The sequence below is a fragment of the Caldanaerobacter sp. genome (assembly GCF_049701115.1).
In the GTDB taxonomy this organism is placed as follows: domain Bacteria; phylum Bacillota; class Thermoanaerobacteria; order Thermoanaerobacterales; family Thermoanaerobacteraceae; genus Thermoanaerobacter.
In genome coordinates, this window is sequence record NZ_JBNATX010000044.1 from 1 (window position 1) to 13393 (window position 13393).

At 36.2% G+C, this 13393-nt stretch carries 17 protein-coding genes; 3 read left to right on the top strand and 14 right to left on the bottom strand.

What is annotated here, in order from left to right; translation table 11 throughout:
- Positions 1-103 precede the first annotated feature (103 nt).
- The 12 genes from ACPLVE_RS09970 to ACPLVE_RS10025 all read right to left on the bottom strand — a co-directional run bounded on the left by ACPLVE_RS09970 (position 104) and on the right by ACPLVE_RS10025 (position 10253).
- Entirely contained in the window at positions 104-952 is an 849-nt protein-coding gene (locus ACPLVE_RS09970; protein WP_424611404.1) for a YitT family protein, read from the bottom strand.
- 15 nt (positions 953-967) lie between these two features.
- On the bottom strand, positions 968-1702 hold the full coding sequence (locus tag ACPLVE_RS09975; protein ID WP_424611405.1) for a WecB/TagA/CpsF family glycosyltransferase: 735 nt from the start codon (positions 1700-1702) through the stop codon (positions 968-970).
- Positions 1703-1714: 12 nt separating this feature from the next.
- Positions 1715-2794, bottom strand: coding sequence for a polysaccharide pyruvyl transferase CsaB (csaB, locus tag ACPLVE_RS09980; protein ID WP_424611406.1), 1080 nt, complete (start codon positions 2792-2794; stop codon positions 1715-1717).
- A gap of 1 nt (position 2795) precedes the next feature.
- On the bottom strand, positions 2796-4805 hold the full coding sequence (locus tag ACPLVE_RS09985; RefSeq protein ID WP_424611407.1) for a DUF5693 family protein: 2010 nt from the start codon (positions 4803-4805) through the stop codon (positions 2796-2798).
- A gap of 102 nt (positions 4806-4907) precedes the next feature.
- Positions 4908-5258 carry a type II toxin-antitoxin system PemK/MazF family toxin gene (locus ACPLVE_RS09990; RefSeq protein WP_424611408.1) on the bottom strand — a complete coding sequence of 117 codons (351 nt, stop codon included), beginning with the start codon at positions 5256-5258 and terminating at the stop codon, positions 4908-4910.
- Between the two features lie 2 nt (positions 5259-5260).
- The gene (locus tag ACPLVE_RS09995; RefSeq protein WP_424611409.1) at positions 5261-5536 is read right to left on the bottom strand and encodes a CopG family ribbon-helix-helix protein; all 276 of its coding nucleotides are present in this window, start codon (positions 5534-5536) and stop codon (positions 5261-5263) included.
- Between the two features lie 88 nt (positions 5537-5624).
- Entirely contained in the window at positions 5625-6788 is a 1164-nt protein-coding gene (gene alr, locus ACPLVE_RS10000) for an alanine racemase (RefSeq protein ID WP_424611410.1), read from the bottom strand.
- Positions 6789-6804: 16 nt separating this feature from the next.
- Positions 6805-7443 carry a LolA family protein gene (locus ACPLVE_RS10005; RefSeq protein WP_424611411.1) on the bottom strand — a complete coding sequence of 213 codons (639 nt, stop codon included), beginning with the start codon at positions 7441-7443 and terminating at the stop codon, positions 6805-6807.
- Complete coding sequence (locus tag ACPLVE_RS10010; protein ID WP_424611412.1) at positions 7440-8978, bottom strand: NAD(P)H-hydrate dehydratase; 1539 nt, start codon at positions 8976-8978, stop codon at positions 7440-7442. Before ACPLVE_RS10010 ends, ACPLVE_RS10005 begins: the two co-directional genes overlap by 4 nt.
- A complete protein-coding gene (acpS, locus tag ACPLVE_RS10015) occupies positions 8941-9357 on the bottom strand; it encodes a holo-ACP synthase (protein ID WP_424611413.1) in 417 nt (138 codons plus the stop codon). Before acpS ends, ACPLVE_RS10010 begins: the two co-directional genes overlap by 38 nt.
- Before the next feature lie 94 nt (positions 9358-9451).
- Complete coding sequence (locus ACPLVE_RS10020) at positions 9452-9814, bottom strand: DUF6514 family protein (RefSeq protein ID WP_424611414.1); 363 nt, start codon at positions 9812-9814, stop codon at positions 9452-9454.
- Positions 9815-10067: 253 nt separating this feature from the next.
- Positions 10068-10253 carry a helix-turn-helix domain-containing protein gene (locus ACPLVE_RS10025; RefSeq protein WP_424611415.1) on the bottom strand — a complete coding sequence of 62 codons (186 nt, stop codon included), beginning with the start codon at positions 10251-10253 and terminating at the stop codon, positions 10068-10070.
- Between the two features lie 147 nt (positions 10254-10400).
- Here ACPLVE_RS10025 and ACPLVE_RS10030 point away from each other — a divergent pair, with 147 nt between their 5' ends.
- Positions 10401-10778 carry a helix-turn-helix domain-containing protein gene (locus tag ACPLVE_RS10030; RefSeq protein WP_424611416.1) on the top strand — a complete coding sequence of 126 codons (378 nt, stop codon included), beginning with the start codon at positions 10401-10403 and terminating at the stop codon, positions 10776-10778.
- A 62-nt stretch (positions 10779-10840) separates the two neighbouring features.
- Here ACPLVE_RS10030 and ACPLVE_RS10035 read toward each other — a convergent pair whose 3' ends face one another.
- Positions 10841-11128, bottom strand: a complete 288-nt coding sequence (locus ACPLVE_RS10035) for a DUF503 domain-containing protein (RefSeq protein WP_424611417.1) — start codon at positions 11126-11128, stop codon at positions 10841-10843.
- A gap of 2 nt (positions 11129-11130) precedes the next feature.
- Positions 11131-11709: a YdcF family protein gene (locus ACPLVE_RS10040; protein WP_424611418.1), complete on the bottom strand. Its 579-nt coding sequence runs from the start codon at positions 11707-11709 to the stop codon at positions 11131-11133.
- A gap of 222 nt (positions 11710-11931) precedes the next feature.
- Here ACPLVE_RS10040 and ytaF point away from each other — a divergent pair, with 222 nt between their 5' ends.
- Both ytaF and ACPLVE_RS10050 read left to right on the top strand, forming a co-directional pair.
- Complete coding sequence (gene ytaF / locus ACPLVE_RS10045) at positions 11932-12561, top strand: sporulation membrane protein YtaF (RefSeq protein WP_424611419.1); 630 nt, start codon at positions 11932-11934, stop codon at positions 12559-12561.
- Between the two features lie 67 nt (positions 12562-12628).
- Entirely contained in the window at positions 12629-13294 is a 666-nt protein-coding gene (locus ACPLVE_RS10050) for a peroxiredoxin (protein WP_424611420.1), read from the top strand.
- The last annotated feature ends 99 nt before the right edge of the window (positions 13295-13393 follow it).

The window sequence follows — 13393 nt, forward strand, 5'->3', positions numbered from 1 at the left end:
TAGTCGCTTTGCAACTCCGGAGCATTAACACAAAATGCCACTTAAATTAATATGGGTTTTGTCAACAAACTGAAATTCCCCTCTCAAAAAGGGGAATTTTTTCTTACATATTTTTGAACCCTTCACCCAACACCTCATGGGCAGTAGAGAGTATTACAAAAGCAGAGGGGTCTATGCTTTTTACCAGATTCCTAAGTGTCGTAACCTCTCTCCGAGTAACTACACAAAGTAGAACATTTTTATCCTGTTTGGAATAACCGCCTCTCCCCTTAAGCTCTGTAACACCTCTTTCCATTTCTTCGAGAATAGAATTGGCAATCTCTTCGTACTTATCGGAAATTATTATGGCAATCCTTTCATCACCACTTCCCTCTTGGATAAGGTCTATGACCTTTATTGTTATAAATTCTGTAGCAAGCGCATAAAGAGCCAATTCTGCGCTAAAAACTATACCTGCCAGTGTAATTATTATGAAATCTATTATCAGCAAAATTCTGCCCACGCTCAAGAAGTGGATATATTTATGAAGGGTCATAGCAGCCATGTCAGTACCGCCAGTGGTTGCTCCATACTTTATAACTATACCCAGCCCTACTCCCATCAATATTCCTCCATAAACAGCTGCCAGCATCGTATCATGGGTCAAAGGCTTCAAAAAGGCTAAAGAATCTATTGCAACACCAAGAAGTATAGTGGAATAAAGAGTTTTTGCGCCAAATCCCGTTCCTAAAACCTTTGTAGCAATCAAAAAAAGTGGAATGTTAATAGCAAGAGTAACAGCTCCTATAGGCCATCCAAATAAGTGCTGCAAAACCACTGCAAGTCCACTGACTCCACCAGGTGCAATTTTATTAGGTGCTAAAAATAGGTCTAAAGAAAGAGCTACAAGAATGGTGCCTATCGTAACCCAGAAAAAATCTGTCAACACTTTCTTTGTCGTAATCTTTCTCATAAAGACCTCCTTTGTTTAAAAATCTCCTTTTAAACGAGCAAAAAGAACTTTAAATGCAAATTTAGGAAGTGCCATCATTCTTTTATAACGCCAAGGCTCTTTAATTAAGCGGTACAGCCATTCAAGTCCGAGCCTTCTGTAAATAGCCGGAGCCCTTTTTGATTTTCCAGCAATTACATCAAAGCTTCCTCCAACTCCCATTGCTATTTTTACTTTAAGTTTATCCCTGTTTTTATATATCCACTTTTCTTGTCTTGGAGCTCCTAAAGCGACAAAAAGTACCTCAGGATTTTTTGTATTTATGTCTTCAATCACCATTTCCTCCTCTTTCTCATTAAAATAGCCATGATGCACTCCCACTATATTTATTGAAGGATAGCTTTTCTCCAAATTAGCCTTTGCCTTTTCAACCACTTCTGGTTTTGCACCCAGAAGATATATCGAAATACCATGAAAAGCAGCCCATTTTATAAACTCAATCATTAAGTCAAAGCCAGCTACCCTTTCTTTTAAAGGTTCATTAAAAACCCTAGATGCAAACACCACTCCACTACCATCAGGAACATTGAGGTCTGTATCATTCAAGATTCTTTTATACTCTTCATCCTTTTGGGCCATCATTATAATTTCTGCATTGGGGGTCGCTACTATATGAAGCCTATCCTCTTTAAGGTAATCTTTTAAAATCTCAACCGCTTCCCTCATACTGACTCTATGAATCGGCACACCGAAAATGTACAGCTTATCCATGGAAATACACCTTCACTTGAATATCATCTCAAAATTTTTTTCAGCCTTTTTTCTCAAATCTTCAAGATAAATCGCCATTTTATTTATATATTCCTCTTTGTTTTTCATAATCTCCCTGACCTTTTTTATTATAGCCTCCGCCGTAAATGAATTAACATCCCCCACACTTTCCTCTCCAATTGAATGGAGAAAACCATCTATCTTAGGGTCATAAGATATCCCTATAAAAGGAACCAGTGAAATAAAAGCAAAAATCAAGGAATGCAGCCTTATCCCGATTAAAAACTGACTTCTCTTTATAATAGCTAATATTTCTTCCAGCTCATATCTTTCTGTAAGAATCTCTGCAGGAACTTTCATATAGGTAGCAATTCTATCGCTTTCTTCTACATCCTCCCTGTAAAAAGGCAAGAACACTACTTTATACCCATGTTCTTCGGCTATAAAATCGGCTGCCCTTGCCAGTTCCACCCTCGAAAGTTCAAAATTTCCCCATTCTCTTGGACATATCAAAAAATATTTTTGCGATAAGAGATCTATGCCTTCTTTATCAAGTATCTTTCCAAAAACTTTATCCTCCCCCTCTTCAAAAGCTAACTCAAGTGCAAAGTCTGCTGTAACTTCTACTTCTTTTTTGATTTTTAAATCTCTTTTGAGAAAGTCGTAAGATAGATGGTCTCTCACCGCAATTCCATCAACCCTATTTAAGACAAAGGCTGTAAGCCATTTATTGAATTTTTTCTCTACCGGTCCTATACCTTGTCCTATCACATACACTTTTTTGCCCAACAATTTACCTATTATCATTATTCCTATATAATACCACAAACTTCTACTGCTTGTCTTATCCTGTATAAGACTTCCTCCACCGCTTAAAACCATGTCTGCTTCCCTTATTGCCCGGAAAATCTCCTTAAAAGAATTTCTGTTCACAGCTTTCACTTTATATTTCCTGCTTGTTTCCACAGGCTTATTTGAAAGTACTGTTATATCCTCCACTCCTCTTTTTTTCAAGCCATGAACAATGCATTTTAAGACAGCTTCATCCCCTACGTTGTCAAATCCATAATACCCCGATATAACAGCTTTCATATCAATACTCCTTTTTTGTATTTTTTAGAACCTTATCCAAAAACCAAATTCCAACAAAACCGATAATAGCTCCTAAAATCCATGCAAAAATGGTTCTTTCCAATGCAATGACAAGCACGCTTTCTGTATGACTGAAAGTATTTGCTATAGACAAAATTCCAATTGCTCCTAAAAGTCCTGTTACAAAACTCCACCCTGTAAACCCTCTAAAAGCCGTATAAAGCCCGATAAGAAGAGCTGGATCGCCAATCAAGAATTCTTTTATGCGCGGTCTTGCAATTAGAGTATGTTCAAGAAAATCTCTAAATTTAAGCTCAAGCTCTGTAGGCTTTATCATAGGCTCGTTACCCGTCCGGGATATGTAGATCACTCCTGCTATAAAAGCCAATGCAACAGCCACTACATGCCACACCTTCAAATCTAGATTCAAAAATTCTTTTACTTTATCCCAAAAAGCTTTTAAGTTGTCTACATCATATATTCTCCATATATAGTAAAACACGTAAAACAGAAGGGGCAAAACAAAAGAAAATTTCACACCTCTGAAATAGTCAATTTTTAGCATATATTTGCTATCAGCCATTATGGCTCCTATCGCTAAAGCTCCCAGGAGTGAAATCGACAAAGAACTAAAAAATACTTTCAGCGCTTCTACCATAAATCTACGCGATCTTTTCTTTAAAAATTCTTTTAGCCCATTTACGTAGTAAGCTATGCCCAGAGAAGGAAAGATTATAGAATAAGCCAATGCCACTGTTTTTATACCTAAATCATTAAATCTACTCAGCAGAAGTCCCAAAACTCCAGCTAAACCTATAACCCCAAGGACAATCATAACTCCTTCACTCATACCAAAAAGATTTAAAATCAAAAGAGTCGCCGCTACCACTCCTAAACTTATAAATACCTCTAGTATCTTACTCTGATGAATCTCAGGAAGGGGCTTAGCAATTCCAACCTTAAGTCCCGCTTTTTTTACATAATAAGCCGCGTTTTTTAGCATCTTTACATTTTCTTCAAAATTATAATGATAGCTTTTGGAGTCGTCTATTTTTGCCCTTACATACACAATTCTTACGTTTCTCTCTATAATACTTCTAAACCACTTGTTTACAATTTCTCCCCAGTCATATTTCTGCGTTTCTTTTTCCGACAAACCATAAACCTTTATCCCTCTGTATTCATCAAATTTTGCAAACTTACCCATGCCCTCCTGTAACTTTTTCCCCATAGGCACATCGATAATTCCCACATTTATTTGATTGTTTTTAAACAAGAAAGCAGCATACGAAATTTTCTCTGGGTTACCAAGCACATCTGTACCGTTAAAAATGACGGTCTTGACCTTGTACTTTTTTAAAATATTTACATAGTTTTCTATATCCTTATCCTTTATGCCAGAAAAATTTTCGATCCTAGGTATCAAGTCGAATCCCAGGGATTTTATGTAAAAAAGCTCGTTTTCATCAAATCCTAAACCTTTAGTCATAAAAATATCTTTAGGCTTCCCTATTATAAAGGCATAATCATTTCCTTTTGAGAGTATTATTAAGTCTTTTGCATTCACTCTCTTAGTTAAGGCATCTTTCAAAAACTGAAAAGTTTGTGGATACTTTGTAGTCACCACTATATGATTACTCAATTGGTCAGCTTCTTTAAAGTCAAGCCTTTTAAGGTATTCCTCCAAAGCAGAATTACCTAAATTCCCTGTCAAAATATAAAGATTTAAAACGTCCTTTAAAAGGCTTACAGAAATTTTCCCTGCTTGTTGGAGACTTTCCAGAGTCACCTCGTTTACTGCAATTCCATCCATCCCAGCATCTTTAAATTTGCTCAACACTACGCTTAAATCCTCTCCTGTAAAAGAGGAAAAATCTTTAAGGCTTTTTAGATCTCCTACAAATTCCACAGTATCATATTTATTTTCTGCTGTAACTCTTCTAAAATCTGCTACCAATGAAACTATTAGAGAAAAGATTATTACAAATACAAGTAAATTTTTAAATCTCAAGTTTTCACTCCCCTTTTTCCTAAAAACAAAAGATGCTAAATTACAACCATTCATATTATATCACAATGGCAAAAAAAGAGGAACTTGATTTCGCAAGTCCCTCTAAAAATCGATTAGTCCCAGGCTTATCTGCAAAGCCTCATTTACTTTTTCCATCATCTCAGGGTCAAGGTGCCCTATTTTTTCTCTTAATCGTTTCTTGTCTATTGTCCGTATCTGTTCAAGAAGAATTACGGAGTCCTTTTGAAGACCGTACTCTGAGCCATTTATCTCCACATGAGTAGGTAACTTTGCTTTATTTATCTGTGATGTTATTGCCGCTACAATCACAGTTGGGCTATATTTATTACCTATATCATTTTGAATTATAAGTACAGGCCGAACGCCACCCTGTTCAGAGCCTATCACAGGGCTTAAATCGGCATAAAATAAGTCTCCTCTTTTTACTATCATACTCACTCACACTTTTTTAATTTCATTTCATAACCTGTAAAACATTCATTCTCTGCGGTTAGGCCCAGTTCCGCGAGTTCAGAGTTTATTGCTGCCATTTCCATATAGCCTTTTTTCATGCTTTCTCGTATTTGTGCCTTTTTTCTTTCTCGTATATACAATTTCATCGCTTCCCTTATAAATTCACTGCGATTCCTGTTTTCCATAGCGGCAAGAACATCAACTTCTTCCAGCAGGCTTTGTGGCAAACTAACCAAAATCCGCTTTGTTTCGCCCACTTTCAGGACCTCCTTACGCACCTATATAATTCATTATATACCACCATATATATGATGTCAACGAGTTGTAAATTTTATACCATAAAAGTTAAATTTTTAAATAATTTTCTACACCGTGAAGTTTTCCTTTGTAAATATATATTCTAGGTACCCTCCTAGATATTCCACAATATACTTCATGGGGAATAGTATTAAGTTTTTTGGCTACCTCATCAGCAGATATGCTAAGCTCTCCCTGCCATCCAAATAGCACTACTTCATCTCCAACATCAACCCCTTCTATGTCCGTTACATCTATCATCGTCTGGTCCATGCAAATCCTCCCGACAATTGGAGCAAATTTCCCTCTCACAATTACACGATGATTATTGGAAAGAAGCCTATTCAAACCGTCCGCATATCCTACTGGCAAAGTTGCGATTTTGCTACGCCTTTTAGTTATAAAGGTCCGGCCATAGCTTACAGAAGTATTTTCTGGGACCTCCTTCAAATAGACTATTTTCGTCTTAAAATTCATCACAGGCTTTAAATCTAAAGTTTTATTAACGTCATCGGATGGATAACTACCGTAAAGCGTTATTCCCGGTCTTACCATGTCCAAGTAAGTGTGTTTCAAATCTGTTATGGCTCCGCTATTGGCAATGTGTTTAAGAGGAATTTTTATCCCCCTCTCTTCAAGTTTTTCAAGCACCTTTTTGAACTTTTCAAACTGCTCCTTAGCATATTCCTTGTCCTTCTCATCAGCAGTTGCAAAGTGACTGAATATTCCTTCTAATTCAACTCCCTTTAACCTTTTCATCTCGCTGATCTCTTCTACTGCCAGATCGATATCTGTATAGCCAATTCTCCCCATACCTGTATCGATTTTTACATGCACTTTTACTTTTTTATCTCTTTTTAGAGCTCTTGTTTCTAATTCCTTTACATATTTAAGGTCAAACACAGTAAAGACAATCTGCTTTTCTATAGCCTCCCCTGCTTGTTCAAGGGGCGTGTAACCCAACACCAAAATAGGAACAGTGATTCCTCTCTCCCTGAGCTCTAATGCCTCCTCTACAGTAGCTACAGCAAGATAGTCTGCCCCATTTTCTACCAGTGCCTTTGCAACATAATAAGATCCGTGTCCATAGGCATTAGCCTTTACAACAGGCATCACCCTAACGCCATTTCCCACAGTTTTCTTTATTTCGTTGAAATTGTGAATAAGATTATCTAAATACACCTCTGCTCTTGTTGGCCTCACATTCTCCACAAAAATCCCCCCTTGTTCATCTCATTGACTCTTTTACAGTATCCTCTTGAAACAGGTTCTCTTCAAGAGAAGGATTGTACTCGAAATCCGTGTACACAACCTTAGAAAAAAGGGTATTGTTTATATCGAAAATCCTAATCTCTAAAGGTTTTAAATTTTCTTTTGAAAAAAGCACTTCCTCTTTGTACAAAAACAGATTTCTCTCAGGTATGGGAACCGTAACAGAATAAGCATTGTCTAAAACTTTTTTCTCTATCTCTCCCCCAGCTTCTATATAATTTTTTACAAAAGATGAAAACATTGAGAAAAGTATGATTTCCTTTTGATTTTCTGAAACAAATACTTGACCTACCTTTTTAAAAAAAACATATGTTCTTTTACCATCATTGACAATCACTTTATCTATTTCTCCTGATTCATCCAAAACCTCCAATCTAAACTTGCCTTTACTGTAAAACTGAAACACATTGTGCTTTGAATCAAATCTGTGCTGATAAAAATTCACTGTTGCATCTGCTCTATAGCTTTCCAATTTTATCAGTAAAGTATTTATCCGTTCAAAAGGATCTTCTACTTTCTTAGATGGATTAAAAGAACAAGAAGTCAAAAAAATCAATGTGACAAAAAATATTAAGACCTTTTTCAAATCAATCATCCTTCAACGCCCTTCCTCAAGGATTCAGGAATAAAACTTATTATATCAAGGGCTGTCATCCCATATTCACCTTTTTGTTCCTTAGCTATATCTCCCGCTTTACCATGATAAAAGACTCCATGAATGGCTGCATCGTCTTCCCCAAATCCCTGCCCTAAGAAAGAAACAATCATGCCAGTTAAGACATCCCCGCTTCCCCCTGTAGCCATTCCAACATTGCCTGTACTATTAATGTAAAGGCGACCGTCTCTTCCAGCTATAACAGTTCTAGCACCTTTTAGCACCAGGGTAACTCCGTACATCTTTACAAAAGTCCTTGCCACTTCAAATAAATTATTCTTTATATCATCTATTTTAAGCCCTGTAAGTCTTGCCATTTCACCATAATGAGGAGTAATGACAAGCTTCCTACCTTTTATCACCTCCAAACGACCTGCAAGCGCATTCAAAGCATCCGCATCCAGTACCAATGGTTTTTTAATATTTTTTACAATTTCTTCAACAATCTCAGGAATGTCACCTTCATGAGTTAATCCAGGTCCGATAGCAACAGCGTCAGAATCCTCTGCGATCTCAAACAATTTAACTAAAGCCTCGCGAGAAAGAATTCCGTTTCTTTCCTCAATTCCATAAACAATAGCCTCAGGCAAGGCACCTTGCAAAACAGGTTGAATACATGAAGGAACAGCCAACCTTACAAGTCCACTCCCTGTCACAATAGCACTCTTAGCAGCCATAAAAGCCGCTCCAGCCATATTTTTTGAGCCAGCAATTATTAGCACCTTTCCGAAGTCTCCTTTGTGACTGTCTGGCTTTCTTTGCTTTAAAATCACATCCTGCTGAAGTATATAGTAGCGAGAGGGCCTAACATCCAGAGCGAGATTAGATGGAATACCTATGTCAGCAATAATAACTTCTCCTGCGTATTCCAAACCTGGATATACTAAAAGCCCTGGCTTTAAAAAGTGCATTGTAATAGTGACATCAGCCCTCACAGCTACCCCTTCTATCCTTCCTGTATCAGCATTGAGCCCTGAAGGAACATCTACCGCTACTGTAAACTTCTCCGATTGGTTGATAAGCTCTATAACTTCTCTCGCAATCCCTGTGATTTCTCCTTTAAGCCCTGTTCCGTATATAGCATCTATTATTACATCTGTATCTTTAAGACTCTTTTCTAAAAATTTTAAATGCTCCTTTTGATTTATCTCTGCTACATATATTCCTAAATTTCTTATAGCATCTAAGTTTACCTTTGCATCTTTAGAAATGGAACTAATATTTCCTAAAACAAATACCTTTACATCTATGCCCCAGTTATAGAGATTGCGAGCTACTACATAGCCATCTCCACCATTATTGCCCCTGCCCGAGATGACAACTGCACTTTTTAATCCTTTTTCTATCATCTTCCTTTTTACTTCAAGCGCCACTTCTTTCCCGGCATTCTCCATCAGGCATATAGAAGGGATTCCTATCTTTTCTATGGCTATTTTTTCAACTTCTCTCATTTCCTCTGCTGTGAGTACAATCAAAATCATCACCTCCTACCGCAACAGCCACACTTATCGCATATTCAGAGGTATGGGAAATAGACAGTTTTATCTCTTTTATCCCTTTTTTCAATGCAATCATCCTTGCTTTTCCACTTAAATGTACTTCTGGCTTGCCATATTCATCGTGTATTATTTCTATGTCCCTCCAACTAAAGCCTCTTATCCCTGTCCCCAATAGTTTCGCAACACTTTCCTTTGCTGAAAAAAGACCTGCCATGTGTGTCCAAGGATTTCTCTTTTTCTCTAAAAAAATTTTCTCTTTTTCAGTAAAAATTTTCTCAAAAAAGCCTTTCCTTCTGTTTGCCGTTTTCTTCAACCTTTCAACACTTACAATATCTGATCCTACAAATATTCCCATTTTATTCCCCCATAATTATTTCTTCTTTTAATATTATTCTCTTTTAGTCTCAAAATTCCTTCAAAAAAAATAAAAGAAGGCGAAAAACCTTCTTTTAAATAGCAAGTTTATTAAGTTTTGCTTGGATGTCGTAATCCCTGATAAGGTCCTCCCACATGTCATCAATAAGTTCTGAAAGGTGAACAGGAGAGACATTCATCTCTTTAAAAAGCTGAGCAAGCTTGTCTACTTTTTCAAAATAAGGACTTACATTTGCGACTCTTTCCTCTACTACGTCTATTCTTTCTTCTTTTTCAAACACCTCTTGTAGGATTTCTATGCCGTAAGATGGTACTCTAACCTCTTCTTTACCGTTAAAAACCGTCACTTCAGACATAATAACCGAATAGCGCGTAAAAACAGCCTTTTCTCCTTCCTCCCATGTCGATATGTACCCGTTCACTTTTCTGTAATACATCCTTTTACTACCTCCTTAAAACTTATTTTTAAGATTAATTCTTAACACAAAATTCATATTATTATATTCTATTTTTTTCTAAAAAATCCTCTATTTTTTTGAAAATTTTTTATCGACAGAATATATCTTTCTTTTACACTATTATCTAGTCATCACAATGTTTTTCAACTGTGCAACTTTTCTCGCAAAGTCGAATAATGGAAATTATTTTATTTTAATCCATCTTAAAATTAAAAGCTGTCGAAAAAATCTTTTATATATTTAATATCTTTTTTATCTTTTCCTTGTACTTTTTGCCTGACCGTACTCCCCTCAGTATCATGCTGAGATAAGGTTCGCTTGTACCTATAAGGCGGGAAAGTTCCTTTTGCGTCATATTAAGCTCAGCCAATCGATCATTTACCTTTTTACCAAATTCTGTAAGTTTTCTTTTCCCCAAAATTTCACCCCCAATAAAATAATAGTGTCAAATTCAAATTTGTGATAAAATTAAATATGATTAATAATTAACTATTTTTAATATATATCTGAATTACGAAAATGTCAATACTAATATCGTAGTTCGGATAAAAAGGGAGGATTCATGATGGATTCTATTGGCGAAAGAATAAGATATGCTCGAAAAAAGAATAATCTCACTATACCTGCCTTGAGCAAGCTCACAGGATTATCTCCTGGAAACATAAGCGACCTTGAAAACAACAAATCCATGCCCTCTTCCAATGCCTTGATCAAATTAAAAAATGCACTAAATGTCTCTATTGATTGGTTATTGACGGGAGAAATGCCTTTGGAAGTAAAAGAAAGCGAAGAAGAATATTCTGTAAATAAAAGTGAAGACCTCCTTTTAAAGGCAATAAAAGAACTTCCTGAAGAAAGAAGAAAAGACATAGAAGGTTATGTAAAGGTATGCCTTAAAACTACAGACTTACAAAAATACTTTGAAGAAAAAAAATTAGATTAATTATTAATCATTTCTTCTTAAATAGAAAACAGGCATCTGCAGTTTTTTCAGATGCCTGTTTTCTATACAATAATGTTATCCTTTTCTACGTTTTCCAGGTATGCATCTGTACTACTTTCAATATATTCTATGATTTCTTCTACTATCTTGTTATTTAAAAGAACATCACTTCCACATACAGAAAACCCAATTACAATTGACTTATGGGCGTCTTGATTTTCCACTTCTGAAATAGACACATTGTAGTGACTTTTCACTTTCCCTATAATGCTCTTTGTAATCATCCTTTTTTCCTTTAAAGAATGCACCCAGTTAGCTCTTAAGTAAAGCTTGCAATAGGACACAACCATCACTACCATCCCCTTAAGTAGGTATAAAAAAGTGCCGGTACTTCCCTTAAAAAACCATAAACCTCATCTCCAACATACTCTTTTACAAAAACTCCTGAAAAACTCGCATCTATTCCAATCCTCTTTGCTATTACGCTCGCTCTCTTTAAATGGAATTTATTTGAAACAATTATTGCAGTTTTTAATGAATTTTTCTCCATAATTTCCTTTGAAAAAAGTAAATTTTCATATGTAGAAAAAGATTTATCGTCAAGCAAAATATTTTTAGAAGCAACCCCCTTTTCAAGAAGATGCCTCTTCCCAGCTTCCGCTTCTGAAATGCTCTCTCCTGGTCCTTTCCCTCCAGAAATTATTATATAACGGCCACACCCTCTTTTATATAGCTTTAAAGCCTCTTCAAGCCTCTCCTTAAAAAATGGACTCGGGGTATCCCCGTATACTGCACACCCCAAAACTATTATCGCATCAGCCTTTTTCGGTTTTTCTGTAAACCCAAAGGAAATTATCTGGTATGCCAATATTGCAATAATGCTAACCAATGCAAAAATTAAAACAACAACCAATTTTAGAAATCGACTCATTTAAGATACCTCCAAGACTTTGCACAACAATGAAAATCTAATACAATTATACACTATAAAAATTAATTTCCAAGGATTTATTTTTGATAGAATAAATTCGTGAACTTTTTCTTTTTTTAGCGTTTAATTTACACTTTTAAATTTATTCCTTACTCAGGATTCACCCCTTTTCCTTCTAGCGCGTATTATAAATAGAGCGCTAGAGAAAAGGGGTGAAAGTATATGGAATGGTTGATCATCCTCGGATTTGCAGTATCAGCCAGTATAGACAACTTTGGCGTAGGGATTTCATATGGCATAAGAAAAATACAAATAAACATTTTTTCAAACACAATAATAGCTGTAATCGCCTTCCTTTTTAGCCTCTCTGGAATACTTTTTGGCAAGTGGCTGAATAAAATTCTTCCAGGAACCCTACCTATAATAGTTGGAGCCTTCTTGCTTTTCATAATAGGCCTTAGAATTATTTTGATGGCTCTTCCTCGAAAGGGTACAAATTCAATGCCTTTAAAGGATTCTACTAACCCAAAATCCATAAAAAATATTTTAGAAAATCCCGAAATCGCTGATTTGGACAACTCTGGAGAAATAAGCATAGGTGAAGCCATCCTTTTAGGAATCGCTCTTTCTGCAAATGCTCTGACAAACGGTCTGGGAGCGGGGCTTTTAGGTTTTTCCCCTTTTGCAATATCCTTTACTACAGCAATAGGAAGTTTTATATCGGTATGGGGAGGAGTGAAATTAGGTTCAAAAGTTGCCAACATAAGGATTGGGTCTTTTACAATAGGGCAATTTGGCACTGTAATAAGCGGAATAATTCTACTTGTCATAGCCTATAAAGCGCTGTTTTAGCAATATAACATATCCTTCTCCTTTGAATATAATGTAGATAGCCAAGAAAAAATCAAGAGGTGATTATATGGAAACAGAAACACTGGAAAGTATACCAAGAGTATGTCTACCTCAGATAGGAGCTCCGGCTCCCGATTTTAAAGCCAACAGCACATTTGGACCTATTAAACTTTCCGATTACCGCGGAAAATGGGTAGTGCTTTTTTCTCACCCGGGGGATTTTACACCTGTATGTACCACAGAATTCATAGCCTTCACACAGGTTTATACTAGTTTTGTAGAAAGAAATGTACAGTTAATAGGGTTGAGCGTAGACAGCAATCCTTCTCATCTTGCTTGGGTTGAAAATATATATAAAACCACAGGTGTAGAAATTCCCTTCCCTATAATTGAAGACAAAGACATGAAAATTGCAAAACTGTACGGAATGATATCTCCTGCAGAAACTTCCTCAAGCACCGTTAGAGCTGTATTTATAATAGATGACAAGCAAATACTCCGCCTCATCCTCTACTATCCTCTAGAAATAGGAAGAAATATACAGGAAATAATAAGGATAATAGATGCTCTTCAAACAGTGGATAAATACAAGGTCTTAGCTCCTGCCAACTGGTATCCAGGAATGCCTGTGATTGTACCTCCACCAAAAACTTATCCAGAACTTAAGCAACGGCTCAAAAATGTAGAAGGATACACTTGCACTGATTGGTACTTGTGCTATAAAAAAGTTTAAGCCGGACTCCCGGCTTAAACTTTTCAGACTCTTGACAAAATAATGAAGTGGCATTTTGTGTGTAAATGCGACTTGTTGTCAAAGCGATAACTAAACTTG

Coding starts and splice junctions, on each gene's coding strand:
- ytaF (WP_424611419.1), top strand. CDS start 11,932: ATGGAATGGTTGATCATCCTCGGATTTGCAGTATCAGCCAGTATAGAC.
- ACPLVE_RS10030 (WP_424611416.1), top strand. CDS start 10,401: ATGGATTCTATTGGCGAAAGAATAAGATATGCTCGAAAAAAGAATAAT.
- ACPLVE_RS10035 (WP_424611417.1), bottom strand. CDS start 11,128: ATGGTTGTGTCCTATTGCAAGCTTTACTTAAGAGCTAACTGGGTGCAT.
- ACPLVE_RS10050 (WP_424611420.1), top strand. CDS start 12,629: ATGGAAACAGAAACACTGGAAAGTATACCAAGAGTATGTCTACCTCAG.
- ACPLVE_RS09990 (WP_424611408.1), bottom strand. CDS start 5,258: ATGATAGTAAAAAGAGGAGACTTATTTTATGCCGATTTAAGCCCTGTG.
- ACPLVE_RS10005 (WP_424611411.1), bottom strand. CDS start 7,443: ATGATTGATTTGAAAAAGGTCTTAATATTTTTTGTCACATTGATTTTT.
- ACPLVE_RS10040 (WP_424611418.1), bottom strand. CDS start 11,709: ATGAGTCGATTTCTAAAATTGGTTGTTGTTTTAATTTTTGCATTGGTT.
- acpS (WP_424611413.1), bottom strand. CDS start 9,357: ATGGGAATATTTGTAGGATCAGATATTGTAAGTGTTGAAAGGTTGAAG.
- ACPLVE_RS09970 (WP_424611404.1), bottom strand. CDS start 952: ATGAGAAAGATTACGACAAAGAAAGTGTTGACAGATTTTTTCTGGGTT.
- ACPLVE_RS09975 (WP_424611405.1), bottom strand. CDS start 1,702: ATGGATAAGCTGTACATTTTCGGTGTGCCGATTCATAGAGTCAGTATG.
- csaB (WP_424611406.1), bottom strand. CDS start 2,794: ATGAAAGCTGTTATATCGGGGTATTATGGATTTGACAACGTAGGGGAT.
- ACPLVE_RS10020 (WP_424611414.1), bottom strand. CDS start 9,814: ATGTATTACAGAAAAGTGAACGGGTACATATCGACATGGGAGGAAGGA.